Source organism: Streptomyces sp. NBC_01320, from assembly GCF_035974375.1.
Taxonomy (GTDB): Bacteria; Actinomycetota; Actinomycetes; order Streptomycetales; family Streptomycetaceae; genus Streptomyces; species Streptomyces yanii.
In genome coordinates, this window is the sequence record NZ_CP108390.1 from 2,599,579 (window position 1) to 2,625,185 (window position 25,607).

General features: G+C 70.0%; 20 protein-coding genes and 3 pseudogenes. 12 read left to right on the plus strand and 11 right to left on the minus strand.

Features of this window, described 5'->3' with window-relative positions; all coding sequences use genetic code 11:
- Positions 1–126 precede the first annotated feature (126 nt).
- From OG395_RS12265 to OG395_RS12295, 7 genes are all read left to right on the plus strand, one after another.
- On the plus strand, positions 127–3,063 hold the full coding sequence (locus OG395_RS12265; RefSeq protein ID WP_327242934.1) for an alpha-L-fucosidase: 2,937 nt from the start codon (positions 127–129) through the stop codon (positions 3,061–3,063).
- 363 nt (positions 3,064–3,426) lie between these two features.
- On the plus strand, positions 3,427–4,593 hold the full coding sequence (locus tag OG395_RS12270; RefSeq protein WP_327242935.1) for a substrate-binding domain-containing protein: 1,167 nt from the start codon (positions 3,427–3,429) through the stop codon (positions 4,591–4,593).
- A 102-nt stretch (positions 4,594–4,695) separates the two neighbouring features.
- On the plus strand, positions 4,696–6,054 hold the full coding sequence (locus OG395_RS12275; protein WP_327242936.1) for an ABC transporter substrate-binding protein: 1,359 nt from the start codon (positions 4,696–4,698) through the stop codon (positions 6,052–6,054).
- A 45-nt stretch (positions 6,055–6,099) separates the two neighbouring features.
- A complete protein-coding gene (locus OG395_RS12280; RefSeq protein WP_327242937.1) occupies positions 6,100–7,101 on the plus strand; it encodes a carbohydrate ABC transporter permease in 1,002 nt (333 codons plus the stop codon).
- A complete protein-coding gene (locus tag OG395_RS12285) occupies positions 7,098–7,976 on the plus strand; it encodes a carbohydrate ABC transporter permease (RefSeq protein ID WP_327242938.1) in 879 nt (292 codons plus the stop codon). Before OG395_RS12280 ends, OG395_RS12285 begins: the two co-directional genes overlap by 4 nt.
- Before the next feature lie 46 nt (positions 7,977–8,022).
- Positions 8,023–9,072: a hydroxyacid dehydrogenase gene (locus tag OG395_RS12290; protein WP_327249319.1), complete on the plus strand. Its 1,050-nt coding sequence runs from the start codon at positions 8,023–8,025 to the stop codon at positions 9,070–9,072.
- The gene (locus OG395_RS12295; RefSeq protein WP_327242939.1) at positions 9,069–10,955 is read left to right on the plus strand and encodes a DUF2264 domain-containing protein; all 1,887 of its coding nucleotides are present in this window, start codon (positions 9,069–9,071) and stop codon (positions 10,953–10,955) included. Before OG395_RS12290 ends, OG395_RS12295 begins: the two co-directional genes overlap by 4 nt.
- Positions 10,956–11,001: 46 nt before the next feature.
- Here the strand turns inward: OG395_RS12295 and OG395_RS12300 are convergent, their stop codons facing one another.
- The 7 genes and pseudogenes from OG395_RS12300 to OG395_RS12330 form a co-directional block, all read right to left on the minus strand.
- Complete coding sequence (locus OG395_RS12300; protein WP_327242940.1) at positions 11,002–11,634, minus strand: LutC/YkgG family protein; 633 nt, start codon at positions 11,632–11,634, stop codon at positions 11,002–11,004.
- Positions 11,631–13,169 carry a LutB/LldF family L-lactate oxidation iron-sulfur protein gene (locus tag OG395_RS12305; protein WP_327242941.1) on the minus strand — a complete coding sequence of 513 codons (1,539 nt, stop codon included), beginning with the start codon at positions 13,167–13,169 and terminating at the stop codon, positions 11,631–11,633. Before OG395_RS12305 ends, OG395_RS12300 begins: the two co-directional genes overlap by 4 nt.
- Entirely contained in the window at positions 13,166–13,933 is a 768-nt protein-coding gene (locus tag OG395_RS12310) for a (Fe-S)-binding protein (protein WP_327242942.1), read from the minus strand. The genes OG395_RS12305 and OG395_RS12310 overlap by 4 nt, the downstream gene beginning before the upstream one ends.
- Before the next feature lie 137 nt (positions 13,934–14,070).
- The gene (locus OG395_RS12315) at positions 14,071–14,796 is read right to left on the minus strand and encodes a FadR/GntR family transcriptional regulator (protein ID WP_327242943.1); all 726 of its coding nucleotides are present in this window, start codon (positions 14,794–14,796) and stop codon (positions 14,071–14,073) included.
- Between the two features lie 232 nt (positions 14,797–15,028).
- Positions 15,029–15,193 (minus strand): annotated as a pseudogene (locus tag OG395_RS12320) (LD-carboxypeptidase); the annotation flags it as partial.
- Between the two features lie 38 nt (positions 15,194–15,231).
- Positions 15,232–16,014, minus strand: coding sequence for a crotonase/enoyl-CoA hydratase family protein (locus tag OG395_RS12325; RefSeq protein ID WP_327242944.1), 783 nt, complete (start codon positions 16,012–16,014; stop codon positions 15,232–15,234).
- A complete protein-coding gene (locus OG395_RS12330) occupies positions 16,011–17,540 on the minus strand; it encodes a class I adenylate-forming enzyme family protein (protein ID WP_327242945.1) in 1,530 nt (509 codons plus the stop codon). Before OG395_RS12330 ends, OG395_RS12325 begins: the two co-directional genes overlap by 4 nt.
- 78 nt (positions 17,541–17,618) lie before the next feature.
- Between OG395_RS12330 and OG395_RS12335 the strand changes: the two genes are divergently transcribed.
- Positions 17,619–18,209, plus strand: coding sequence for a TetR/AcrR family transcriptional regulator (locus OG395_RS12335; protein WP_327242946.1), 591 nt, complete (start codon positions 17,619–17,621; stop codon positions 18,207–18,209).
- Here OG395_RS12335 and OG395_RS12340 read toward each other — a convergent pair.
- The 4 genes and pseudogenes from OG395_RS12340 to OG395_RS12355 all read right to left on the minus strand — a co-directional run bounded on the left by OG395_RS12340 (position 18,200) and on the right by OG395_RS12355 (position 19,671).
- Entirely contained in the window at positions 18,200–18,733 is a 534-nt protein-coding gene (locus OG395_RS12340) for a GNAT family N-acetyltransferase (RefSeq protein ID WP_266978591.1), read from the minus strand. The two genes, OG395_RS12335 and OG395_RS12340, sit on opposite strands and share 10 nt — an antisense overlap.
- Positions 18,734–18,847: 114 nt before the next feature.
- Positions 18,848–19,009, minus strand: coding sequence for a hypothetical protein (locus OG395_RS12345; RefSeq protein ID WP_442818549.1), 162 nt, complete (start codon positions 19,007–19,009; stop codon positions 18,848–18,850).
- 360 nt (positions 19,010–19,369) lie between these two features.
- A pseudogene (locus OG395_RS12350) lies at positions 19,370–19,546 on the minus strand (4-hydroxy-2-oxovalerate aldolase); the annotation flags it as partial.
- Entirely contained in the window at positions 19,492–19,671 is a 180-nt protein-coding gene (locus OG395_RS12355) for a hypothetical protein (protein WP_327242947.1), read from the minus strand. The pseudogene OG395_RS12350 and the gene OG395_RS12355, both read right to left, overlap by 55 nt.
- A 222-nt stretch (positions 19,672–19,893) precedes the next feature.
- On the opposite strand from OG395_RS12355, the gene OG395_RS12360 reads away from it, so the two are divergent.
- The 4 genes and pseudogenes from OG395_RS12360 to OG395_RS12375 all read left to right on the plus strand — a co-directional run bounded on the left by OG395_RS12360 (position 19,894) and on the right by OG395_RS12375 (position 25,456).
- The gene (locus OG395_RS12360; protein ID WP_327242948.1) at positions 19,894–20,841 is read left to right on the plus strand and encodes a MurR/RpiR family transcriptional regulator; all 948 of its coding nucleotides are present in this window, start codon (positions 19,894–19,896) and stop codon (positions 20,839–20,841) included.
- A gap of 177 nt (positions 20,842–21,018) precedes the next feature.
- Positions 21,019–21,282: pseudogene (locus OG395_RS12365) on the plus strand (MFS transporter); the annotation flags it as partial.
- Positions 21,283–21,319: 37 nt separating this feature from the next.
- Positions 21,320–23,227, plus strand: coding sequence for a beta-N-acetylhexosaminidase family protein (locus OG395_RS12370; protein WP_327242949.1), 1,908 nt, complete (start codon positions 21,320–21,322; stop codon positions 23,225–23,227).
- A gap of 996 nt (positions 23,228–24,223) precedes the next feature.
- Complete coding sequence (locus OG395_RS12375) at positions 24,224–25,456, plus strand: PucR family transcriptional regulator (protein WP_327242950.1); 1,233 nt, start codon at positions 24,224–24,226, stop codon at positions 25,454–25,456.
- Positions 25,457–25,607 lie beyond the last annotated feature (151 nt).

Consider the following 25,607-nt stretch of genomic DNA (forward strand, 5'->3'; position numbering starts at 1 on the left):
CTATTTACTGCCCAGTTGCCCGCCCGGAGGCTTGACTCCCGATATCAGCATTGCAAGCATCGGATGTCTTCGTGAGTGGCTCCCCTGCCTCCACGCGCATCGGCCCCCAGCGAGAGAGCGACGGCCATGGCATTCGTACCGCACAGCTCATCCGTAGGGCAGAGATGGCGGCTGTTCTGTCTCTCCCTGGTCCTCGCCGTGACAGCGGCGCTTCTCGGCGCGCCCGCCGCCACCGCCGAGGTCCAGCATCCGCGCCAGCAGTGGATGCGGGAGTCCACCGCCGGCCTGTTCCTCCACTGGGGCATGTTCACCGCGCCCCGCCACACCGACTGCGCGACGTGGGAGCACGACGTCACCGCGGGCGGCTGGTCCCCCGACTACTGGGTCGACGAGGCACGCAAGCTCGGTGCCTCCTACATCGTCCTGGCCACCTTCCACAGCAGGCTCGGCTACGCCCGGCCCTGGCCCTCGAAGATCCCCGGCAGCTGCTCCACGGACCGCGACTTCCTCGGCGAACTCGTGAACGCGGGCAAGGCCAAGGGCATCAAGGTCATGCTGTACATGACCGACGATCCGCAGTGGCACAACGAGGTGCCGGGAGTGCAGACCCTCGACTCGGACGCCTACTCGGCATACAAGGGCGAGAAGGTCGATCTGACGACCCGCGAGGGTTTCGGCCGGTTCAGCTACGACCAGTTCTTCGAGGTGATGGAGAACTACCCAGATCTGGCCGGGTTCTGGATCGACAACGACAACGAGTACTGGGAGAGCCACCAGCTCTACGAGCAGATCCGGGCGAAGCGGCCGTCCTGGTTGTTGACCAACAACAATGAGGACACGCCGATCATGGACACGGTCAGCAATGAGCAGAAGACCGGCATGACTCCGGCGTACGACTACCCGTCGGCCGCGTTCACACCGATGCCGCGCATCTCGGAAGGCGACTACAAGCTGCCGACGAGCGGCGACTGGTGGTACGACGGCAAGGACCACCCGGTGGACTTCCGGCTGAGCACGGGCCGGTACATCACCAACGCGGGCTCGTCCATGAAGTCGCTGATGGCGGAGACGGCCATGGTGAACGGCAGGTTCCCGCCGAGCCAGCAGGCCTACAACGACTTCATGGCCGGGTGGACCGCCCCGATCCGGTCCTCGCTGGAGGGCACCGAGGGCGGCGGCTACATGTACGGCGGGATGCAGCCCGGCTTCTGGAACGACGGTGCGCACGGCGTCATCACCGTCGGGCCGGGCGCGGTGACGCAGTACGTGCATGTGGTGACCCGGCCCCGCACCGACATGGTCCGGCTGCGCGACAACGGCTACCGGGCGACCCGGGTGACCGATGTGCGCACCGGCAAGGACGTGGCCTTCAGCCAGTCCGGGGGTTACCTGACCATCCTCGATATCGCCGACTGGGACCCGTACGACACGGTGTTCAAGGTCGAGACGGACGGCCGGCAGCACTCCTACTACCCACAGAAGTCCCTGCGGGCCACGGCCTCGTCGGCGGCCGACGGGCACCCCGGCGGAGCGGTCGTCGACGGAGACGACGGGAACTACTGGGACAGCGACGGGAAGCTTCCCGCGTCCGTGACCATCGACCTCGGAAGCCTCCGGAGGGTGACCTCGCTCGCGGTGAACCAGCGCGAGTGGTCGCCGACGCACGCACGGTCGACCTTCGGCAGGCCGGAGGACTCCGCGCGGATCAAGGACTACGCGGTCTCGGCGAGCGACGACGGCAGGCACTGGAGGACGGTCCGGGCCGGCGCTCTGCCGAGCGCCCGCGGAGTGCAGCTCATCGACATCGGTGAGCAGAAGGCCCGCTATCTGAAGCTCGACGTCCGCAGCACCTGGGCCGGTCCGCAGGCGCCGGACTTCTTCGGCCGACTGAGGATCGACGAGATCAAGGTGGCGTACGGGGCGCCGGTGTCGGGCTCGGCGCAGGTGCCGCTGGAGGCGGAGTCACGGCGCAATGACCGGGACGGCGCTGTGCGGGCGTCCGCGTGCGGGGCCTGCTCGGGGTCGGCGCGGCTGGTCGGATTCGGCGGCGGAGCCCGTAACTCCGTCACCTTCCACGACGTGACAGCCGCCGAAGCCGGGAACTACCGGCTCCAGTTCGACCACACCGCCGGTGCCGCGACCTCGCTGTCCGTACGCGTCAATGGCGCGGCGGCGATCGACGTGCGGGTGCCGGCGGGCAACCCGGACGTGCCGGGGTCCACGGCGGTCTCCGTGCCCCTGACCGCCGGGGTCAACACGGTCGAGGTGTTCAGCACGGCGTCCCGGGGGCCCGGTCTCGACCGGATCGCCGTCGGACCGCTGCCACCGGCGTCGTACGTCCCGAAGACGACCATGACGGTGGAGCCCCACGGGCTGCAGTGGGTCGGCGCCGGGCAGCAGTCCGTCCAGGTCACGGCGGAACTTCGGCTGGACGCGGATGATGCGCTCGACGGTGTTCGGCTCGCCCCGAAGGCGCCCGTGGGCTGGACGGTCGAGGGCGGCCCGGCGACGGCGTCGTCGCTGCGGCTCGGCCAGACGGTGAAGGCGCAGTGGACGCTGCTCTCGCCTTCCGGTGCGGACGTCGCCCCGACGACGGTGCCGGTCACCGCGGAGTTCTTGACGCTCGGTACCCCGCACACAGTGACGCAGAACGTCGGCATCCGGCCGCGCTCGGCGGACCGGGTGTTCATGCGCGAGGCCGAGGACTCGCGGAACAGACTCGGCACCGCCGGGCTCACGGGTTGCTCGCCCTGCTCCGGCGGGGAGAAGGTACGCAACATCGGAGGCAGTGCGGCGGCCGATGTCCTGTTCCCCGACGTCACCGTGGACCGGGCGGGGACGTACCCGCTGTTCATCGACTACACGGTGAACGGGGACCGTTCGTTCCTGGTGAGCGTCGACGGCGGTGCGCCGGTCGAGGCAGCGGTGAGTGGGATCGGGAACAGCACCCCGCAGACGACCTCCGTACCGGTGACGCTCACCGCGGAGTCCCACACGATCAGGGTCTACAACGACCGGAAGTCCGCGCCCGACCTCGACCGGTTGTCGCTGGGACAGCCGTAGGGGCGTTGGGCGGGTGCGCCTCAGGGGCCGTTTTTCAACGGCCCCTGAGGCATGTCCGTCCCGGGCCGGGGCGGTCGCCGCGCCGGGAGCCGCGGGCAGCCGGCGGCCAGCGGCGTCACCGTCGCCGCGAACCACAACCTTCTTGGTCTCCGGGCTCCCCTCCCTTTCCGATCGGTCTCGAGTTCGCTGACGGTGGGTGGCATCGAGCAGGGCTCGCAACGATGCCGCAGGGCCGTTGGCGCGTGCGGGACGACCATGATCGGCCATGGACAGCACGGGGTTGATCGCTATGCTGCGACCCAAGCGTTCGCAGGAAGCGTTCAAACGAACAATGCGCAGCGGCACGGCGAGGGGGCCATCAGCATGCGGGAGCCGGTTGAACTCAGGCGTCAGCGAATCCTGTCGGTGGTGCAGTCGCGAGGAGCCGTCAAGGTCAGCGTGCTCGCCGCCGAGCTGGATGTCTCGGTGGTCACGATCCGCCGGGACGTCGAGGAGCTGACCCGGGCCGGGAGGCTGCGGCGCGGGCACGGGGTGGCCCGGCCGGTGGTCGACGCGGCGGAACCCGTCCCGGTCCCGGCGGCGCGGACAGCGGAGCCGGCCGGCGACGGAGGCGCGGTGGCCATCGTCGTACCGGAGCGGCATTCGTATCTGTACGAGACGCTGCACGGCGCCCGGACCGTCCTGGAGGAGTCCGGGATGCGGATCGCCCTGCACATCGCGCCGCAGTCGGCCGGTGCCGAACGGCCGCTGGTGGAGCGGGCCCTGGCGGACGGGGCCCGTGGACTGCTGATCGCCCCGCGGTGGCGCAACGCCCGCTCGGAGGAGCTGGACTACGGCTGGCTGGCGGAGGTCGGCGTGCCGACCGTGCTGATGGAGCGGCGGCCCCGGCCGGGCAGTGCGCTGCACCCCCTGGACTCGGTCTGTTCCGACCACTGGTACGGAACGCATCTCGCCGTGGACCATCTGGTGGCGCTGGGCCACCGCCGCATCGTCCTGGCCGCCCGTGACGACAGTCCGACGGCGCGCACCATCCGGGCGGCGTTCGCCCAGATCGCGGCGGACCGGCCGGAGGTGGAGGACTGGTCCGTGGTGCTCAGTTCACCGACGGCGGTGCCCGGTCCCGGACCCGGGTCGCCGAGCGCGGCGGTCCGCGTCCAGAACGCTCCGGCGCCGGCCGAGGGCACCGCTCCCGATCTCGCCGCCCTGCTGCGCGAGCGGGGCGCCACGGCGGCCGTGCTGCACGGAGATGTGGACGCGCTGATGCTGGTGCAGCGGATGGCGGAGAGCGGGGTCCAGGTGCCGCGGGACTGCTCCGTGGTGGCGTACGACGACGTGGTCGCGGCCCTGGGCAGTACGCCGCTGACCGCGGTGGCGCCGCCGAAGGCGGAGATCGGGCGGGCGGCGGCCGAACTGCTGCTGTACCGGCTGACCGGGCCTGGCGGTACGACCGGACCGGTGCGCCGGACGGAGTTGCTGCCCGCGCTGAAGGTGCGCGGTTCGGCCCAGAGGGTCACCCCCGTAAAAGACTGAGCGTTTGACCGCTTTCATTTTCTTCTGAGCGATCCCTTGACCCGTACCGATCAGCCGATCAGGATTCCCCGTGTCTTGAATCAGGAGCCGCGGGAGGCACCCATGCCTGGTCGACAGAGCCGTCGATCCGTGCTCGCCACGATCGCCGCCCTGCCTCTGACAGGCGCGCTCAGCGCCTGCAGCAGCAGCGACGGCGCATCGCGGTCGGGCAGCACGAGCAACGCCATCAGCACCGGCGCGAAGCGCGCCACGCACATCACCTTCTGGTCCGCTCTGCGCGGCAGCCAGCAGGTCGTGGACGCGTTCAACCGCACCCACGACCGCATCCAGGTCGACTTCCAGCAGATCCCCTCGGGGGGCCAGGGTGGGTACGCGAAACTCAGCAACGCGGCGCGGGCGGGCAACGCCCCGGACGTCGCCACGATCGAGTACCCCCAGCTCCCCGGCTTCGCGATCGATGGTGTCGCTCGCGAGATCACCGGCCTGATGAGCGACGGGCTGCGCGCCAAGCTGCTGCCGCAGGCGCTCGCGCTGACCACGTTCGAGAAGCGCGCCTTCAGCGTTCCGCTGGATGTCGAACCGATGGTGATGCACTACCGCAGCGACCTCTTCCAGCAGTACGGACTCCATGTGCCGCGTACCTGGGACGAGTTCGAGGAGGCAGCCCGTACCGTACGCCGGAAGGGCAACGGCCGGCGGCTGGCGAACTTCGCCACGGACGGCGCCCCCCAGTTCGCCTCGTTCGCCTGGCAGGCCGGTGCCCAGTGGTTCGACACCGCGGGGGGTGTCTGGAACGTCTCGCTCGCCGACGAGCCGAGCCGCCGCGTCGCGTCGTACTGGCAGCGGCTCATCGACCAGGACCTGGTCTTCATGAACCCCGTGGACGGCCGCCAGAGCGACGCCCAGATCAGCAACGGCCAGGTCCTCGTCCGGCTCAGCGGAGCGTGGGACGCCGGGGCGCAGATGAACGCACGGCCCGCGCAGAAGGGCGCATGGGCCGTCGCGCCGCTCCCCCAGTGGGATCCGGCCGCACCGTCCCTCGGCACCCATGGCGGCTCCACCTTCGCGGTGACGAAGGACAGCAGTCACCCGGAGGCCGCCATGGAGTTCATCGAATGGCAGGTGTCGCACCCGGATGCGCTGCGGGCCCGGCTCGCCAGCGGCACCAGCAGCCAGTATCCGGCCGCCCCCGGCCTCGTACCCGTCGGCCGCAAGGCCTTCGACCGGAGCTACTACAGCGGTCAGGACATCTACCGCCTCTTCGAGGGGGAGGCGCACAAGATCCGGGACGGCTGGATCTGGGGGCCGCGGATGACCGCCACCAGCAAGGTGATGCAGGACGGCTTCGCGCGGGCGAGCGGCGGCCAGGGCTCATTGATCGATGCCGTACGCGCCGCCCAGAAGGGCACCATGCCGGACCTCAGGGCACTGGGCCTGGCCACCAGCGAGCGCACCAGCTGACCGCCCCGTATCCCCTTCCCAGCAGCAGAGAGGCAGGTGACACCCATGACCAGCCCCCTCACCACCACCACCCCCTCCTCGATCGGCTCCACGCGCCCGGCCGACGCCCCGTCGTCCGCGGCGCCCGCACGCACCACCCACAGGTCCTCCCGGCGCCGTGAACTCGGCGCATGCGGCGCCCTGATGACGCCCTTCTTCGTCCTCCTGGTGACGGTCTTCCTGATCCCCGTCGGGACGGCCGTCTGGCTGAGCTTCTTCAGCGACGACCAGCCGGGGCTCGGCTTCGGACCGGAGCACACCGTCTTCGTCGGACTGCGCAGCTACACGGCCGTGCTGACCGACCCGACGTTCCTCAGCAGCCTGGGCACGGTCGCGCTGTACTGCGTGATCTACATCCCGCTGATGGTGGTGTCCGCCCTCGCGCTGGCACTGCTGCTGGACTCCGGAGTGGTACGGCTGCGTGCATCGGCCCAGCTCGGGCTGTTCCTGCCGCACGCCGTCCCCGGCATCATCGCTGCCCTCATCTGGCTGTACCTGTACACGCCCGGGCTCAGCCCGGTGATCGACCTGCTCGGCAAGGCCGACATCACCATCGACTTCCTCGGACTGCACACCGTCCTGCCGTCCATCGTGAACATCGCGCTGTGGAGCAATCTCGGCTACAACATGGTGGTCTTCTACGCCGCTCTGCAGGCCGTGCCGCGCGAGGTCATCGAGGCATCGGTCGTCGACGGCGCCGGACCGGTCCGTACCGCCCTCCAGGTCAAGACGCCACTGGTGCGCCCGTCCATCGTGATGGTGGCGATGTTCACGCTGATCTTCGCGCTGCAGCTGTTCACCGAGCCGATGCTGCTCGGCCAGGCCAGCCCGATGATCAACTCGCGGTTCTCACCCAGCATGTACATCTACGACGCGGCCTTCACCCGGAACAACTACGGCCTGGCCGCCGCCGCCTCCGTCGTCCTGCTGGTCTGCACCGTCGCGCTCTCCTACGGCGTCACCCGCTGGACCAACCGCGCCACCGCCCCCGAGGAGGACGCCCGATGAGCGCGACGAGCACCACCACCCGCACCGCGACCACGCTGCGTCCCCGGCTTCTGGGCCGCTCCGTCGTCAATCTCGTCGTGGGCATCTCGGTGCTGTACACGCTGCTGCCGGTGCTGTGGCTGGTGCTGGCCGCGTCGAAGGACCGGGACGCGCTGTCCGGCAGTGACGTCCTGTCGCTGAACCACTTCTCCTTCGTGCAGAACCTCAAGGACCTGTTCGCGATGGACGGGGGACTGTACGGGCGGTGGTACGGCAACAGCCTTCTGTACGCGGTCCTCGGCGCCGCGCTCGGCGCCCTGGTGAGCATCGCCTGCGGCTACGCCTTCGACAAGTACCGTTTCGCGCACAAGGAGAAGCTGTTCGGTCTTGTCCTCGCCGCCGTCATGGTGCCGCAGACCGTGCTGGCCCTGCCGCTGTATCTGATGGCGTCCGGCACGGGGCTGGTGAACACCTTCTGGTCGGTGTTCATCCCGGTGCTCTTCAACCCGTTCGGCGTGTACCTCGGCCGGATATTCAGTCAGGGATACGTCCCCGACGAGGTGCTCGAAGCGGCCCGGGTCGACGGCGCGGGCGAGCTGACCACCTACTTCCGGGTCGCGCTGCGGATGCTGGGACCCGGCCTCGTCACTGTCTTCCTCTTCCAGCTCACGGCCATCTGGAACAACTTCTTCCTGCCGATGGTGATGCTCTCGGACCAGGACCTGTATCCGGTCAGTCTGGGGCTCTACACCTGGAACAGCTCCGCCACCGTCTCCCCCGAGTACTACCCCGTCGTGATCATGGGTTCGCTGCTCGCTGTCCTGCCACTGATTCTCGCCTTCGCCCTGCTCCAGCGGTTCTGGAAGGCGGGGCTCACCGCGGGCTCCGTCAAGTAGCGGGCCGACCGGATCACGTCCGCGCCACTCCCCGACCAGGAGCATGATGCCCAGCACCACCCCGACCGTCCCGACCACCCACGCCGCGCACCGCCGGCCACGCGCCGCCGTCGCCATGAAGCCGGACGCCGCGGCCGCCGTCCTCACTCCCGGAGCCCTGGCCGCACTCGCCGGGGTGTGCGAACTCGCCCCTCTGCCCGTCCTCGACGACTTCACCACCGACCGGGCCCGCGCCACGCTCGCGGACACCGAGATCCTGGTCACCGGCTGGGGCTGCCCACCGCTCGACGAGAGCGTGCTGGCCGCGGCACCGCAGCTGCGTGCCGTCGTCCACACGGCGGGCACCGTCCGCGGTCATGTCACCGAGGCCTGCTGGGAACGGGGCATCGAGGTGTCCTCGGCGGCGGCGGCCAATGCGCTGCCGGTCGCGGAGTACACCGTCGCGATGACCCTGCTCTCCGGCAAACGAGTCCTGGAGCGGGCCCGCGACTACCGTGCCGAGCACTGTCGCGACGACTGGCTGCGCACCTCGGCGGAGGTGGGCAACTACGGGCGCACCGTGGGCATCCTGTCCGCCTCGCTGATCGGCCGGCGCGTCATCGAGCTGCTGCGCCCGTACGACCTGCGGGTGCTGTTGCACGATCCGTACGTCTCCGAGGCGGACGCCGCCGAGCTGGGCGTGCGTCCGGTCGGCCTCGCCGAACTGTTCGCGCAGAGCGATGTGGTGAGCGTCCACACTCCGCTGCTGCCCGCCACCCTCGGTCTCGTCAGCCGCGAACTGCTCATGTCCATGCGCCCCGACGGGGTGCTCATCAACACCTCCCGGGGCGCCGTCGTGGACCAGGACGCGCTCACCGATGTACTCCGGCAGAACCGGATCCGCGCGATCCTCGACGTCACCGACCCCGACACCCTGCCGTCCTCGCACCCCCTGTGGGAGTGCGACAACGCCCTGATCACCCCCCATCTCGCGGGCTCGCAGGGCAACGAGTGGCGGCGGCTGGTCGACCTGGCGGTCGGCGAGATCGACCGCTGGGCCGCGGGCGACGGCTTCGCCCACCCCGTACGACGCGAAAGGCTGGCATTCCTCGCATGACCTCTCCTCTTGAACTCCCCTCCGAAGACCGCGACTCGAGCCCGCACACCGGCTACACCCGGGCGCACTGGGAGGCGGCGGCGGACGGAATGCTGCGGGCTGCGTGGCAGTGGTCCACCCCCGGCAGCGCCCTGCTCGACCTGCCGGGGCGGCCGTCCGGCTCCGGGGTGCGCTCGGACGGTCTGGAGGGCTATGCCCGGACGTTCCTCGCTGCCGCGTTCCGGGTCGCGGGCGCGGACGGCAAGGACCCGCACGGCTGGCTCGACCGGTACGCGGACGGTCTCGCGGCCGGTACGCGGACGCCGGGCCGGGACGACCTGGAGTCCTGGCCGCTGATCCTCGACCACCATGTGCAGGGCCAGCCGATGGTCGAGTCCGCCTCGGTCGCCATCGGGCTTCGGCTGACCCGTCCCTGGCTGTGGGACCGGCTGGACGCCGGTGTCCAGGACCGCGCCGAGGAGTGGCTGCGCGGCGCGCTGCGGCACACGCCCGCGCCCAACAACTGGTACCTGTTCCCCTACTCCGTGGCCGCGTTCCTGGAGTCGGTGGGCCGCGGTGACACGGAGACGTCCCGGGCGAAGGAACGGGCGCTGGGCCTGCTGGAGAGCTGGTACTGCGGACAGGGCTGGTACTCCGACGGGGACGGTCGCGCCTTCGACCACTACAACGGCTGGGCGCTGCACCTCTACCCGATGCTGGACGCGCATCTGTCGGGCGACCCGGAACTGTCCGCGCACTACGGCTCCCGGCTGCGCGAGCACCTGGACAACTACACGCTGCTGTTCGGCGGCGACGGTGCCCCGATCCATTTCGGGCGTTCGCTGACCTACCGGTTCGCGGCCGGTTCGGCGGTCGCGCTGGGTGCCGTCACCGGGCACACCCCGCTCTCTCCAGGCGCCTCGCGGCGGGTGATCAGCGGATCGCTGCGCTACTTCCTGGACCGCGGCGCGACGGGTACGGACGGGCTGCTGAACCTGGGCTGGCACGGCCCGCACGAGGCGACGCTGCAGCACTACTCGGGCCCCGCGTCCCCGTACTGGGCGTCCAAGGCGTTCGTCGCGCTGCTCGCCCCGGACGGCCATCCGCTGTGGACGGCGACCGAGGAGCCCGCGCCCAGCGAGGGCCCCGACCGGGTGCTGGCGCTGCCCGCACCGGGTCTGCTGATCCAGTCCACCCGGGCGGACGGCATCGTCCGGCTGCACAACCACGGCAGCGACCATGTCCGGCCGCACGAGGGCGAGTCGGGTGTGCAGGACGACCCGCTGTACAGCCGCTGGTCGTACTCCACGGTGACCGGCCCCACGTCGCGGGTGAACGCGGCGGACAACCACCTGGCCGTCGTCGTCGACGGAGTACGCAGCGGCCGTCGCAGCATCCGCCCGCTGGGCGCGGGAGGGGGCGACGGCTGGGGCTGGGCGGCGTCCTGGCACCGCCCCGTCTTCACGTCCGGTCCGCCGATGGTGCCGGGGATGCGGGTGGAGAGCGTCACGGTGGTCCGCGGCCGGTACGAGCTGCGGGTGCACCGGGTGCTGGGCGCCCCGGACGGGGCGCGGGTGGAGCAGACGGGCTGGGCGACCGGCCCGGACGACTCCGTACGGTCCGAGCTGCACGGCCTGCACGGCTGGGAGACCCAGGACGAGGTACGGGCTCCGCAGGGCACGGCGTACGCCCGGTGGGCGGTGGTTCCGAGGCTGGGCGCGGACGCGGAGGGAACGGTTCTGCTGGTGTCGCTCGCGTCGCTGACGGCGAAGGCGGAGCCGACGGCACCAGCGGCGGCCACGAGCGGGGTGAACGTGGACGGCGACACGGTCGAGGTCGGCTGGGCCGACGACGGGTCGACGACCCGTATCGCCTTCGAACCGCTGACGGTCGAGCACGGCTGACCGTAGGGTCCGCCGGACGGCCTCCCGGCCGTCCGGCGGACGCCCCCTACGCGTCGACGCGGATCACGACCACCAGCGTGCGCGGACCGTGTACCCCTTCGACCCGTTCCAGCTCGATGTCCGACGTGGCCGACGGCCCGCTGATCAGCGTCGTCGGGCGCTCCGGCACCAACCGTGCGACCGCCTCCGGAACCCCCACTTCGACGGCCGACAGATCGACGACACACACGTGCAGGTCGGGGACGAGCGACAGGGCCCGCCGGCCCTGGTCGGGCGAGCCGTCGAGGAAGATCGTGCCGGTCTCGGCGCAGCCGACGGCCGACGCGGTGACGACTCCGTCCAGCGCGTCGAGCCGGGGCGCCGGGATGTCGGCGGAGTCCTGCTGGACGTCACCGTCGTACGCGCCGAGCCACTGCTCGTCGAGCCCGGCGGGCACCCCGATCCTCCGCGCACCGAGCCCGTCCAGCACCTGGGCGATCACCTCGGCTGTGCGGGCGGCGGTGCAGGTGTGCACCTGCGCCTTGTAGTCGACGAGCCGGTCGGTGAAGAGTGCGAGTCGCTCGTCGTCGGGGAGCGTGCGGCCGGTCCGGTAGTCGCGCGGGATGGGGGTGTCCGGGGTGGGGGCGAGGGCCAGGGCGTCCCGGACCCGGCCGAGCACCGTGGCGCGAGCGGTCGTCACTTCTCCTCCTCCTGCTGGTTCCTGTCGTACTCGTCGGTGGCGGCCCGCATGGTCGCGGCGCCCTCGTCCGACGCCAGCCACGACCGGAAGGACTGCTTCGGCGGCGCCGCGGTGTCACGGCTGTCGCTCCATCCGCTGAACGGCGGCGGCAGATGCGAGATCTTCCCGTCCCGCCCACCGAGCACCCGGCCGAGCCCCGCCGCCTTCTGCGCGGCGGTGAACAGTTTCGGCCTCTTCATCACGCCGGCCGCCGCCTTCATGGCCAGCTTCTCGGCCGTCGTACCGGACTCTTCGGTGTGCTGGTGGCGCAGCTCGACCAGCAGCGACGGGATGTCGATCTTGACGGGGCAGGCGTCGAAGCAGGCGCCGCAGAGGCTGGAGGCGTACGGCAGGGAGCTGTTGGGGTCGTCCTTGGCGGCATGCATCCCGGCGAGCTGCGGCGTGAGGACCGCGCCGATGGGTCCGGGGTAGGTCGAGCCGTACGCGTGACCGCCGGCCCGTTCGTACACCGGGCAGACGTTGAGACAGGCCGAGCAGCGGATGCAGTTGAGCGCCTCGCGCCCGATCCGGTCGGCCAGCGCGGCGGTCCGTCCGTTGTCGAGGAGGACCAGATGGAAGTCCTGCGGTCCGTCGCCGGGCGTCACACCCGTCCACATGGAGGTGTACGGGTTCATCCGCTCCCCGGTCGACGAACGCGGAAGCAACTGCAGGAAGACCTCGAGATCCTGATAGCGCGGCAGCACCTTCTCGATGCCCATGACGGTGATCAGGGTGTCGGGCAGGGTCAGACACATCCGGCCGTTGCCCTCGGACTCGACGACGGACAGGGTGCCGGTCTCGGCGATCCCGAAGTTGGCGCCGGAGACCGCCACCTTCGTCGTCATGAACTTCTCCCGCAGATAAGCGCGGGCCGCGGCGGCGAGATGTGCGGGCACGTTGTCGAGCCGCGGGTCGACGCCGGGGATCTCCTTGAGGAAGATCTGCCGGATCTCGTCGCGGTTGCGGTGGATCGCGGGCACCAGGATGTGTGACGGTTTGTCGTGGGCGAGCTGCACGATGAGCTCGGCGAGGTCCGTCTCGTACGGGGTGATGCCGGCCGATTCCAGGTGTTCGTTGAGACCGATCTCCTGGGTGGCCATCGACTTGACCTTGATGACCTCCGTGGATCCGGTCGCCCGGACGAGCCGGGTGACGATCTCGTTGGCCTCGACGCCGTCGCGCGCCCAGTGGACGGTGCCGCCGCGCTCGGTGACCTGCTGCTCCAGCTGTTCCAGGAGCTCGGGGAGCCGGTTCATGGTGTCGGTCTTGATGGCCGAGCCGGCGTCGCGCAACTGCTCCCAGTCCGGGAGTTCGCCGGTGACGTTCAGGCGCTTGGCGCGGATCGTGTGGGTGGCCTTGCCCAGGTTGCGGCGCAGCTGCTCGTTGCGCAGCTCGTCGTGGGCGGCCGCGGGGAACTTCCGGTCGCCGCGCAGATTGCCCGTCCCGTACGGGGAGCGGGGCGGGGTGGCGGGCATGCCGAGGAAGGTGCTGCTCATCGGACGGCCTCCGTCAGGACGTACGGCGAGGTGCGGGTGGAGGAGAGGATCTGCGCGAGGTGCAGGGTGCGGGTGCCCGACCTGATACGGGAGAGTCCGCCGCCGATGTGCATCAGACAGGACGAGTCCCCGGCGGTGCACACGGCCGCTTCCGTGGTGGCGATATTGCGCATCTTGTCCTGGAGCATCGCGGTCGACGTCTCCGCGTTCTTCACGGCGAAGGTACCGCCGAACCCGCAGCAGGAGTCCGCCTCGGGGAGCTCCACGAGGTCGATGGAGTCGACGGCGCGCAGCAGCTTCAGCGGCTTCTCGCCGACGCGGAGCATCCGCAGGGAGTGGCAGGTGGGGTGGTACGTGACGCGGTGCGGGAAGTAGGCGCCGACCTCGGTGACGTCGAGGACGTCGACGAGGAACTCCGAGAGCTCGTACGTCTTGGTCTTGACGGTGGCGACGCCCGCACGCAGGGCCGCGTCGCCGTACCGCTCGGCGACGATCTCGTGCTGGTGGCGCACGGATCCGGCGCACGATCCCGAGGGCATGACGACGGCGTCGATGGACGGGTCGCCGAACTGCTCGGCGAAGTTCCGCACCAGGGGGACGGGCTCGCGCTGGTAGCCGGTGTTGACGTGCATCTGACCGCAGCAGGTCTGCTCCGGCGGGAACACCACTTCATGTCCCAGGCGGGCGAGCAGGACCGCGGTGGATTTCACCGCCTCGGGGAAGAGCGTGTCTCCCAGACAGGTGGCGAAGAGTCCGATACGCATGGGGCCTCTCCGATCGTTTCTCTGGCCTTTGTATGGTCGGACCATACTAGCCTCGGTCCGGAAGGTGAAGGGGCCAAGACATGCGAGAGGGGCGGTGCGCATGCACACCGCCCCTCGATCGCCCGATGTCCTGCGGGCTATTCCTTCTCGTCCACCAGCGTGCCGTGCAGGCTGCGGATGTGCCGCTCGACCAGATCGGCCGCCTTCGCCCCCTTGCCCGCGCGCACCAACCGCAGCAGTTCGGCGTGCTGAGCGTTGAGCCCGGCTGCCGTGGCCGGCCAGTCCTCGGCCGCCTCCAGTGCCCGCAGAATCAGCGGACGTACGGACTCACGCACGGCGGAGGTGAGGGTGGAGGTCAGTTCGTTGCCGGAACTGCGGGCGATCTGTACGTGGAAGCGGGTGTCGAGATCGTTGAACTCGGCCACGTCGACATCCGGCTCCCCCATGCGTACGAGCAGGTGCTCCGCCTCGTCCAGATCCTCGGCGGAGGCGTGGGTGGCCGCCGCTTCGAAGCTGGACCGTTCCAGCACGACGCGCGCTTCGAGGACATCCTCCAGGCTGTAGCTGCCGAGAGCGAAGTGCAGCCGCAGCAGTCGACCGAGGGCGTCGTCGGGGTTGCGCACGATCCGCGCCCCGGCATCCGGGCCGCGACCGGGCTGGGCGACGAGCACCCCGATCGTCTCCAGCACCCGCAGCGCCTCACGCAGCGCGGATCGGCTCACTCCGAGGACCGGCGCGAGTTCGCGCTCGGGCGGCAGTCGGTCGCCCGCCTTCAGCTCTCCGGCGAACACCCGCTCCTCGATGCTCTGGAGCACGAGCTCATGCGTACGGGACTGCCGTACGGGTTGCCACTCGACGGGCACCGTTCACCCCCTGCCTCGGCTTTGCTCCCACTATGTCACACACGCCATGTGGTCGGACCAAAGATTCGGCGCACCGCGACTGCCCCCGTTGCCTCCCGCCGCACACGGGACGCGGACAAGCTCGGCTACGCGACACCCAGTGCGTTCACGGCGATGTTCCGCCGGACGCCGGGCTCGACCCCTTCGGCATACTTCGCCGACCGGGAAGGAGCCCAGCTCGGCAGGTGAGGCCTCAGTAGGTGACGACGATGCGGCGGGCGGTCCCGTCGACGCGGATGTGTCCGCCGTACGGGATCACCACCTGCGGGTCCGTATGGCCGAGGTCGACGTCGAGGACGGCCGTCGTGTCGGGGGCGTACTCGCTCAACGCGCGCAGGACCGCCTGCCGTTGCTCCGAGGGCGTGGCCGCCCGATCAGGGGTCACCCGACAGGCTCTCAGTCGGCGAACGAGCCATGGCGGCCCGCACCGCCTCCGAACCGGTCGGCACCGGCCTGGGTCTCACCCGCGGTCAGCGGAACCAGGCCGTGCCGGTACTCGGCCGCCAGGGCGTCCGGCTCGGAGAGACCGTGCTGTTCGCGTGCGGAGAGCCGGTCGTGACGCAGACACAGCTGAGGGAACGCGGCGATCTCCCGGGCGAGTTGCTCCGCCGCGTGACGCGCCTGACCGGTCGGCACGAGCCGGTTGGCGAGCCCGATGTCGTACGCCTCCGCCGCCGGGACCGGGCGGCCGGTGAGGATCATGTCCATGGCGCGGCTCTCCCCGATCAGGCGCGGCAGGCGCACCGTACCGCCGTCGACCAGGGGAACGCCCCAGCGGCGGCAGAAGACACCGAAGACCGCGTCCTCCTCGGCGACCCGCAGATCGCACCAGACGGCGAGTTCCAGGCCGCCGGCCACCGCATGGCCGGAGACCGCGGCGATGACGGGTTTGCCCAGCCTCATCCGGGTGGGGCCCATCGGCCCGTCCCCGTCGGCGAGGACCTTGTTCCCACGTTCCGTACCGATTCCCTTGAGGTCGGCTCCGGCGCAGAAGGTGCCGCCCTCGCCCCACAGCACGGCGACAGATGCGTCCGGGTCGGACTCGAACGTCCGGAAGGCGTCCGCGAGTTGGTCCGCGGTCGGCCCGTCGACGGCATTGCGGACCGCGGGGCGGCTGAGGATCACCGTGAAGACGGGGCCGTCGCGCTCGATCCGTACGGCGGGGTGTCCAGTCGTCATTTTCCCTCCCACAGGGGGTCGCGCAGGGCCCGGCGGAGGATCTTTCCGACCGGCGAGTAGGGGATGGTCTCGACGAAGTGCACGGTCTTGGGCACCTTGTAGCCGGCCAGCCGGGCGCGCACATGGTCGCGCAGGGCCGCTTCGGAGACCGCGGCCCCGGGTCGCAGCGTGACGAAGGCGGTGACGGCCTCGACCCAGGTGGCGTCGGGGGCACCGACGACGGCGCACTGCGCGACCGCGGGTTGGCTCGCGAGGGCGTCCTCGACCTCGCGCGGGTAGACGTTGTAGCCGCCCGTGATGATCATGTCGCTGCTGCGGTCGACGAGGTGCAGATAGCCGCGGTCGTCGAAGCGCGCGAGATCCCTGGTGCGGATCCAGCCGTCACCGGTGAGGCTCGCGGCGGTCAGCTCGGGGGCGTTGTAGTACCCGGCCATGGTGAACGGGGCCTTGACCCGGACCTCGCCGATCGCGCCGGGCGCCACGGGGGCGCCGTCCTCGTCGGTGAGGACCAGTTGCGCGTCGACCGCCGGATGCCCGGCGGCACCGAGCAGTTCGCCGCCCTCGGCGTGGTCGTCCTTGGCCAGCACGGTGAGACACAGCGGCGCCTCGGTCTGGCCGAAGTACTGGACGAACCTGGGGCCCCAGGCGTCCAGTGCGTGCTCGATGAGCGGGCGCGGCATCGGGCTGGCCCCGTAGACGACGGTGGACAGCCGGGCGAGGTCCGCGCGTTCGGCCCGCCCGTCGGCGAAGAGCATGCCGAGCATGGTGGGGACGAGGTTGACGGCGGTCACCCCGTACCGGGAAACGGCGGCGAGGTACTCGTCCGGGTCGAAGCCGCCGAGGACGACGGCCGCGCCGCCCCGCACCCAGTACGGCAGCACGAAGGTGCCGCTGGCGTGGATGAGGGACGCGGCGTGCAGCATCACGTCGTCCCGGCCCGGCGAGACGAGATTGGAGAGGATGTTCGCGGTGATCGCGGCGTAGCTCGCCTGGGTGTGCTGGGCCGCCTTGAGCGTGCCGGTGGTGCCGGAGGTGTAGAGGATCAGGATGACGTCGTCCGGCGCGGCGGGCAGCATCGGGTCTGCCGGGCTCGCCTCGCGCATGGCCGCCGGCAGGTCGAGGTGGCCGGCCGGGTCGGGGCTGCCGAGGCAGGCGAGCACCAGCCCCGGTACGGCGGCGGCGAGTTCGATCGCACGCTCGGCAAGTTCCGGCCCGTAGACCAGGAGGGTCGCTCCGGTGTCCTGGAGCATGCGGGTGTGTTCGGCGGCGGAGAGCCGGCCGCCCAGGGGGACGCGGGCGGCCCCGGCCTTCAGACAGGCGAAGTCGACGGAGATGGACCAGAGCCCGTTGCCGAGGAGCAGCCCGACCCGGTCGCCGCGGCCGACGCCCAGTCCTGCGAGGACATGGGCCAGGCGGTTGGCGGCCTCGTCGACCTCCGCATAGGTGAGGGAACGGTTTTCGAAATGCACGGCGGTACGTCCTGCGAAACGCGCGGCACCGCGGCGAACCAGGTCTACGGCAAGCATGGCCGGGACGATAGACCCGCCACATACAGTCCGTCCAGACTGTATGTGGCGGATCAGGCGTGCCGTACGCTCGCCGACATGCCCGCTCCGCGCCGTACCCAGCAACAACGCCGGGAGGAGACCCGGCTCAGGCTCCTCGACGCCACGATCGGCTGTCTGGTCGACCACGGCTTCGCGGGCACCACGACCCAGCGGGTACAGGAGCGGGCGGGCGTCTCCCGCGGCGCGCTGCTGCACCACTTCGCCTCGAAGGCCGATCTGCTGGCGGCCGCGACACATCACGTCGCCGAATTTCGGCTCGCGCATATCCGTACGGAGACGGAGGGCGGCCCGCACGACCGCGAGAAGGGGCTCGCGCTGCTCCGCGCCGCGATGTCGGGCCCGCACTTCCTTGCCGGTCTGGAACTGTGGCTGGCGGCCCGCACCGACCCCGATCTCAGAGCGGCGCTGCTTCCGGCCGAGCGGCAAGTGGGCGCGGCCCAGCGTGCGGTGATGGCCGCCGTCTTCGGCCCGGAGACAGCGGCGCGCGAGGACTTCGCGCTGCTCTGCGAGTCGCTACTGGTCCTTCACCGCGGCCTCGCCCTCACCGGTGTGCTGCGCGAGGACCCCACGATCGACGACGCGTTGCTGCAGCTGTGGGCGGACCGGTTCCTGGGAATTCAGCCCTGAGGCGGCGCGCTCCGCAGATCGTGGACATACCAGTTGAACAAGGCCCCGTCAGCCTCCGGCACCTGCTTGACACAGGTGAAGCCCGCCCGCCGGGCGACCGCCACCGACGCACCGTTCTCCGGGTCCACCTTGATCACTCCCTGCGTCGCACCGGCGGCCGCCGCGTATCCACGGACCAGGGCGACGGCGCGTGTCGCCAGGCCCTGGCCTCGCCAGTCCGGATAGAGGCCGTAGGCGATGTTGACCTGCCCGGGCGCCAGGCCCGCCATGTCGAACCGCAGGTCGATGCTGCCTGCCAGCACCTTCCGGCTGCCCGCCCGTATCCCGAAGGCACGCAAGGGTCCGTCGACGGCCCACTGTTCCATGCAGTGCTCAACGTACTTCTCGACACCGGCCCGGGTGCCGGGACCGCCGCTGAGCCAGCGCACCAACTGGTCGTCCTCGCCCGCCAGATGGGCGTCGACATCGTCCGGGCACAGGGGTGACAGGGTGACGAAACCGTCCGACAGTTCCACGTCTCGCATGGCTCGACCCTCGGCTTCCCGGCGCCCTGATGCAATCGAATATCGCGACGCACCGGCGGAGGCCGAACCCCGCGTCGGGATCAGGCCTCCGCCGGGTGTCCCCGCCCGGCGCGGTCAGCTCGCCGTTCCGGCCTTCAGGTCGAGGGCGATGTCGGTGATCACGTCCTCCTGGCCGCCGACCATCTTGCGGCGGCCGACCTCCACGAGTACGGCCCGGGTGTCGAGACCGTAACGGGCCGCTGCGTTCTCGGCGTGGCGCAGGAAGCTGGAGTACACCGTTCCTGGGCAGTGAGCAGGAGTGAGTCCTGGCTCACCGGCACGCCCCGAACGGTCTTGGGCGCACTGGTCCTCCGCTTTCGCGTCCCGGTCGGCGACGCATATCCCGTATGCGGTCCGTGTCGGGCGGGCGGAATCCCTACGACCTGGCCATATGGGTGTGACCAGAGGCGACGGGGAGGCCCCGAACCATCTCACTGGTGACACGGGGGCCCCGACCGCTGACGCCACACCCGACGTCCCAGATCGCACCGAGTACGTCACGCACACCCCGCCAGGCATACCCGCAGCTCGTCACACCGTTCACCCCATCGTGCCCATGTTCGCCAAAACGATGTGTCTGCCCCGCAGTTGTGAACCCCCTGCGTAGCCCAGCGTGAGGGTCTCGCGGTCCACCCGCACCTCGCGGTCCTGGAGCGGGCGCACGAGGTCGTCGGCGGCGCCCATCAGCGGGAACAGGTCGCAGCCGTGGTCCCAGCCCATCAGGTCGGCCACGGCGATGAACGCCTCCAGCGGGGCGTTGCCCGCACCCGGCCCGCATGGCGGATCATCTCGCCTCTGGCCTCGGCGCTCTTCGGGGTCGCGGTGACGGTCCCGGCCAGCACAGCGCGGGCGGCATTCTCCGCGTCGATGGGGTCGGACTTGCCTCGCTGGCGGCGCACGCGCCGGTCCGGCAGGTTGACCTCGACCAGCCAGTGACCGTGCCTGCGCAGATGGAATGCGAGCCCGACGCCGTAGGAGCCGGTGCCCTCAACACCGAACGCGAGGACATGGCCGAACCGCCTTGCCCATGAGTCGAGTTGTTCGTAGACGGGACCCTTGACACCCGCAAGCGGTCATGTGGATGATTCACATCAACTTGACTAGATGTTGGGAACTTCCACATGAATGAAGAAGGCGTTCCCCCAGACGACTCCACCGCTGGCGTCCTGGTTCGGCTGCGCGGACTGCTGCCCTCGCTGTCGGTGAAGGAGCGGGCGATCGGGGACGTGGTGCTGAAGGATCCAGCCGGGGTGGCGCAGCTGAGCATCTCTCAGGTCGCCCAGCGGGCCGGGGTCTCGGACACCTCCGTGACCCGGTTCTGCCGCCGGCTGGGGCTCACCGGCTACCCCGAGCTGCGGCTGGGGCTTGCTGCGGCGGTGCAGCACGCGCACTCCGGGTGGCGGCTGCGTGTCGGAATGCAGGGCAATATCGAGCACGACGACACAGCCGCCGAGGTTGTGGTGAAGATGGCGCACGCGGACGCCGGCGCCATTCAGGACAGTGTGGAGCAGCTCGATACCTCAGCGTTGGACGCGGCGAGTCGGCTGCTTGCCGGAGCCCGGCGGATCGAGGTGTATGGCGTCGGGTCGAGCGCACTCGTGGCGGCGGACTTGGAGTACAAGCTGCAGCATCTGGGCCTGCTCTGCTCGGCGTTTTGCGATGTGCACCGTGCCCTGATGAATGCGGCCCATCTGCGGCCTGGCGATGTCGCCGTCGGTATTTCGCACTCCGGCCGCACCCGGGAGACCCTCGATCCGCTGCGCGAGGCGGCCCTGCACGGTGCGACGACCCTCGCGCTGACCAACGACGGTGGATCCCCTATCACCGAGCTGGCCGATCTGGTGCTGTGCTCTGCAGGACGGGAGGCCCCTTTCCGCACCGGGGCCACGGTCAGCCGCATCGGCCAACTGTTCGTCGTGGACTGCCTGTATGTGCGCCTGGCCCAGGCCAAAGGCTGTGATGCCGCCAACTCTGCGCTGAGCCACGCCTACCGCGCGGTGGAGCGGCACCGGACCGTACCCCACGACGAGGACGGCACCAGCGAAGGAAAAGAACCACCATGCCCGTAAGGGAGAGTGCCCCGCCGCCCCTGACTGAGTCGCGCTACCCGGCGACGCACGATCTGGACGAGCTGAGCGTTCCCCAACTCGTCGACTGGATCGCGGACCAGGACCTGCAGGCGCTGCAAGCCGTACGCGCCGCCCGGGGGGAGATCGCCCACCTGATGACCCTGGGCGTGGGCGTCCTGCGCGACGGCGGACTTCGCGATCAACAACGTCATCGCGCAGTCCTTCTTGACGATCCTACAGGTAGCCGGCGGGACCGCGACCTTCATCGGCCTCCTCGTGGTGACGGCGTTGGCCTGGCTGTTCATGTGGAGGATGGCCCAGGAGACCAAGGGGCGTCCGCTCGATGCCATCAAGGAACTCTGGGAGAACGGCGGGTCCTGGCCCGCCAGCACCTCCGAAGCGGAGGCCGCCACGGACACCCCGGCGACGCCGTCGCACTGATTCCGGCAACACTCGTCCGCCACACATGGGAGTTGACATGAGATTCGACACAATAAGGCAAATATCCGGACGCGCGGCGGCAGTTGTGGTCGCCACGGGTGTGGTGGCGGTGTTGGTACCGGGGTCGGGTGGTGCGGCGGCTGCGCGGGAGCAGGAGCAGGGGGTGCGGGCTCCCGTGGTCTCGCCGACGCCGCAGCAGGAGACGGTGACCGACACGTTCCGGATGCCGGAGCGGGCCGTCGTCGTGCAGGACGCGGGCAGTGACCCGCAGGCCGTGAAGGCGGCGGTGGCGGCGCTGCGGGCGGCCGGGGTGCGGCGGGTGGAGACGGCCGGCTCGGCGCGGCCCGGCGCCTATCCGGTGTACGTCGACATGGCCTCGCCCTCCCGCGTCGCACCCGGCGCCGAAGGACCCGCCGGGCTCGCGCCCGGAGGCTATGTGCTGGCCGTGACGGGGCGCGGCGCGGTGCTGGACGGGGTGGACGCGGCCGGGACTTACTACGCGGCCGAGTCGCTGCGGCAGGTGTTCAAGACGGGCGGCGGCCGGGAGATCACGGGCGCGGTGGTGCGGGACTGGCCGGACTTCGCGACGCGCGGCGGGCAGGAGTCGTTCTACGGCGCGAAGTGGAGTTATGAGGACGAGCTCCGCGAGATCGAGTTCCTCGGCGCGCACAAGCAGAACGCGTTCCTCTACCACCCGCGCATCGGGGATCCGCACAACGCGGGCGCACAGTGGCGCGAGCCGTACGAAGGTGACCGGCTGGCCGAGCTGACGACGATCGTCGAGGAGGCGCGGGCGCGCCACATCCGGTTCATCTACCGACTCGGCCCCGAGGCGCCGACGGCCCCCGGTCACGGCATCTGCCACACGTCCGAGGACGACCTCGCCAAGGTGCTCGCCCGCTTCCGGCAGCTGTACGACATCGGCGTACGGGATCTCTCCCTCGGCTGGGACGACGTGGGCAACAGGTTCGACTGCGCGGCGGACACGGCGAAGTTCGGCTCGGACGCGAGCCCGAAAGCAGCGGCTCAGGCGTATGTCACGAACTACGTCTATGACCACTTCGTCAAGACGCACCCCGGTACGCGGCTGATCACGATCCCGACCGAGTACTGGGGCGCAACCGCGTCGGCGTACAAGAAGCGCTACGACGCCCTGGTGGAGAGGGACACGTCGGTCTACTGGACCGGGCCCGCGGTCGTCTCCCCCGCCATCACGAACACCCAGGCCGTGGCCGCCAAGGCCGCCTACGGCAACCGCAACATGCTGATCTTCGACAACTACCCCGTGAACGACTACGCGCCCAACCGCCTGCACCTGGGCCCGCTCACGGACCGGGATCCGGCGCTCGCGGGCACGGTCGAGGGGCTGACGACCAATCAGATGAACCAGGCCGCACCGTCGTTGATCGCCCTGTTCACGTCGGCCGACTTCACCTGGAACAGCGGCGCATACGACCCCGAGGACTCCTGGGACCGTGCGCTGCGGGAGCTGGGCGGGGCGGCGTACCCGGCGCTGAAGGTGTTCGCCGAGAACTCGCGCAGCGGGCCGCTGACGTCCACGAAGGATGCCGCGCGGCTGCGCGGTCTCACGGCGGCGCTGTGGACGGCGTGGGACGAGAAGGGCGACGTGAGCGGACCCGCTGCTCAACTCGACGCGTATTTCGGGGAGATGGAGCGGGCCCCGGAGATCCTGCGCGCCCGCATGCACGATGACGCGTTCGTGACCGAGGCCGGTCCGTGGCTGAACAAGCTGACGGCGTACGGGAAGGCGGGCGACGCGGCGGTCCGGCTGCTGCTCGCGGTGGCCCGGGGCGAGTCCACGGACGCGCTGGCGGACGAGGTACGCGCGCAACGGGCCGCGGCCGCCGTCTTGCCGCAGCAGCTGACCGGGGGCGCGATGGACGGCTTCCTGTCGCGGGCCTTGGCGGCGGCCTCGACGAGCTGAGCGCAACATGTGTGCGCGGTGTGGGAGTTCAGCGGATCATCCCAGCGCGCACAGCATGTTTGACAGTCCTCCGTCTCTGGCGGAACTACGCCACCCTCCGTCTGCGACTCGATGTTGGCTTCCTGTGGCCCGCAGTTCAGCACCACCAACATGGGTCATCGCAGTTACCCCCGCGCGCCGCCCAATCCCCGCGGCGGTCAGGCATCTGCGTGCCGTCGTTCCCCTCAGAGACCGGTCCTTACGTTGCGACGGTCACGACCCGCTGGAACATCCAGGTTCCCGGCGCTCCACCGTTTATCGCGCCGTCCCGAGCGGACATCGGCGGCGCCGCTCGGATTGTTGTGTCGGGTTTCTGCCATGGAAGAAATCCGCCACTGACAATCGGTTGACCCATCCCTGTGTCGAGCTCAACCATCTACCCAATGCGGCGAGGATTGCCTTTGCCGCGAGAATGAGGAGGCACTTATGCATCCCCCGCCATATTCAAGGTGAACCCGAAAGAACGGCATCTCACGAGGCCTGGGCGATGAGGCGTTTCGGGCGACGGTTGGTCGCCGCGGCCGCCGGCATCACCGCCCTCGGGGTGGCCCTGTCGACCACCTCGGCGAATGCCGCCAGCCCAGCCCCCGCCCCGTCTGCCCCTACCGCCCTCAACCTGACCGCGGCCACGATGGCACAGGCGCCGGCGACGCGGTCCTCGCCGGCATGAAGTGGGGTGCCAAGGTGGTGAATTACCGGCGGCGACCCGCGAACTGCGGTTCGCCGCCGACCAGAACGGTGGCCAGAGACTGACCGGGGCGGACCAGATCACTTCGTCGGTCAGTGATATTGCTGACGCCCCTCCTGGCGTGACCACCGCGTCGTCGATGTCATCGCATTTTATGATCGCGACCGGTGTGGAGGCATCGACAAGCGTAGGAAGCGTTGCCACGCCGTGGCATCGAGCGCCCCAGTGCTCGACGACCAGCACGGGCTGCACCGCCCCGGAGGTGTTCCATGTACCCGAAGCTCCAGGACCTCGTCGACTCGCTGGCGACCAAACTGTCACGCCCAACGACCCTCGAGGACCGCCGACAGCAGCTGGTGGCCTACAGCCGGCACAGCGAGCTGCCCGACGCGGTGCGCCATGCTTCGATTCTGCAGCGTTGCGTCTCTGCCGAGGTGCTGGCATGGCTGCGACAGTTCGAGCTGGCCAAGGCGCGACGGCCGGTCCGCATTCCCCACAACGTCTCACTCGGCATGCTGCCGCGGGTATGCATACCGATCCGGTACCACGACCTTCTCCTGGGCTATCTGTGGCTCATCGATGCCGACGAGTCGATGAGCTCGGAGCAGATCGCGCTGGCCGATACCGCCGCCCAAGACTTCGCTCTCGCCTTATATCGTGAGGTGCTGGTCGGCGAGCTCACGTCGGACCGGGAGACAGAGGCGATCAGGAACCTGCTGCTGTGTGGCAGCGATGTCCAGGCCTATGCGGCGCGCACCCTCATCGACGGCGGGCACTTCGCCCCCTCCCTCGGCGTCGTCGTGCTGGTGGCCAGGCCGGTGCTCACCCCCGACGCCGAGCCGGATGACCAGGTGCGGCTGGCCCTCGAACATGCGCTCGCCAACACCCGTCACGGGCTGCCCGCAAGACACGCCGTCCACCTTGTCTCTTCCAGCGACGGGTTGCTTCTCTTCGGTACGGAGGGGGAGGTCGACGAGCTAGCGGTGAACCGCTGTGTGTCCCACCTCGACCACGCCCTGCAGACCGCGTTGTCCGGACTCGAGCAGGTGTCGTCATCCGTGATCGGCGTCGGACAGCCACGGTCGGAATTGGCGCAGGCAAGTGGCTCCTATCTCGAGGCCTGCCAAGCCGCTCGTATCGCTGCTTTCATGCCCGACGTCAGCCGGATCGCCCGATGGTCCCAGCTCGGCATCTACCGGTTGCTCGCGCAGCTGTTCAGTCAAGACCTCGGCGAGTTCGTGCTTCATCCCGGGCTCGAGCGGCTTTTCACCAATCCGGAGGCGCTGCCTCTACTTAAGACGCTGGAGACCTACCTCGATCTCTCCGGGAACGCACTCGCGACCTCCGAACGCCTGAAGCTGCATCGTACGTCGCTGTACTCCCGCATTCAGCGTTTTGAGCACTTGGCAGGCGCCAACCTCAAAGACGGCAACGAACGTCTGTGCCTGCACCTCGGACTGAAACTCGCGCGGTTCACCGGCCGCTACCGGCCTGTCGGCTGAACCCTACGGCCTCGACGTAGCTGTCAACTTGACCCGGCCCCGAGGGACCGGGCTTGTGGGTAGGGCGCGACTGGCTGCCGCGTGGCCTCCCACGTCTGAGCCACCTAGGTGGTGGCTGGGACGCCTGGCTCACGCTCCGCTGTCCACGCTT

Bases quoted from the DNA above. Each gene is read 5' to 3' on its own strand.
- OG395_RS12330 (WP_327242945.1), bottom strand. From the start codon at position 17,540: ATGCTTGCCGTAGACCTGGTTCGCCGCGGTGCCGCGCGTTTCGCAGGA.
- OG395_RS12335 (WP_327242946.1), top strand. From the start codon at position 17,619: ATGCCCGCTCCGCGCCGTACCCAGCAACAACGCCGGGAGGAGACCCGG.
- OG395_RS12285 (WP_327242938.1), top strand. From the start codon at position 7,098: ATGAGCGCGACGAGCACCACCACCCGCACCGCGACCACGCTGCGTCCC.
- OG395_RS12370 (WP_327242949.1), top strand. From the start codon at position 21,320: ATGAGATTCGACACAATAAGGCAAATATCCGGACGCGCGGCGGCAGTT.
- OG395_RS12305 (WP_327242941.1), bottom strand. From the start codon at position 13,169: ATGAGCAGCACCTTCCTCGGCATGCCCGCCACCCCGCCCCGCTCCCCG.
- OG395_RS12360 (WP_327242948.1), top strand. From the start codon at position 19,894: ATGAATGAAGAAGGCGTTCCCCCAGACGACTCCACCGCTGGCGTCCTG.
- OG395_RS12310 (WP_327242942.1), bottom strand. From the start codon at position 13,933: ATGCGTATCGGACTCTTCGCCACCTGTCTGGGAGACACGCTCTTCCCC.
- OG395_RS12290 (WP_327249319.1), top strand. From the start codon at position 8,023: ATGCCCAGCACCACCCCGACCGTCCCGACCACCCACGCCGCGCACCGC.
- OG395_RS12270 (WP_327242935.1), top strand. From the start codon at position 3,427: ATGCGGGAGCCGGTTGAACTCAGGCGTCAGCGAATCCTGTCGGTGGTG.
- OG395_RS12375 (WP_327242950.1), top strand. From the start codon at position 24,224: ATGTACCCGAAGCTCCAGGACCTCGTCGACTCGCTGGCGACCAAACTG.
- OG395_RS12265 (WP_327242934.1), top strand. From the start codon at position 127: ATGGCATTCGTACCGCACAGCTCATCCGTAGGGCAGAGATGGCGGCTG.
- OG395_RS12275 (WP_327242936.1), top strand. From the start codon at position 4,696: ATGCCTGGTCGACAGAGCCGTCGATCCGTGCTCGCCACGATCGCCGCC.
- OG395_RS12280 (WP_327242937.1), top strand. From the start codon at position 6,100: ATGACCAGCCCCCTCACCACCACCACCCCCTCCTCGATCGGCTCCACG.
- OG395_RS12340 (WP_266978591.1), bottom strand. From the start codon at position 18,733: ATGCGAGACGTGGAACTGTCGGACGGTTTCGTCACCCTGTCACCCCTG.
- OG395_RS12295 (WP_327242939.1), top strand. From the start codon at position 9,069: ATGACCTCTCCTCTTGAACTCCCCTCCGAAGACCGCGACTCGAGCCCG.
- OG395_RS12325 (WP_327242944.1), bottom strand. From the start codon at position 16,014: ATGACGACTGGACACCCCGCCGTACGGATCGAGCGCGACGGCCCCGTC.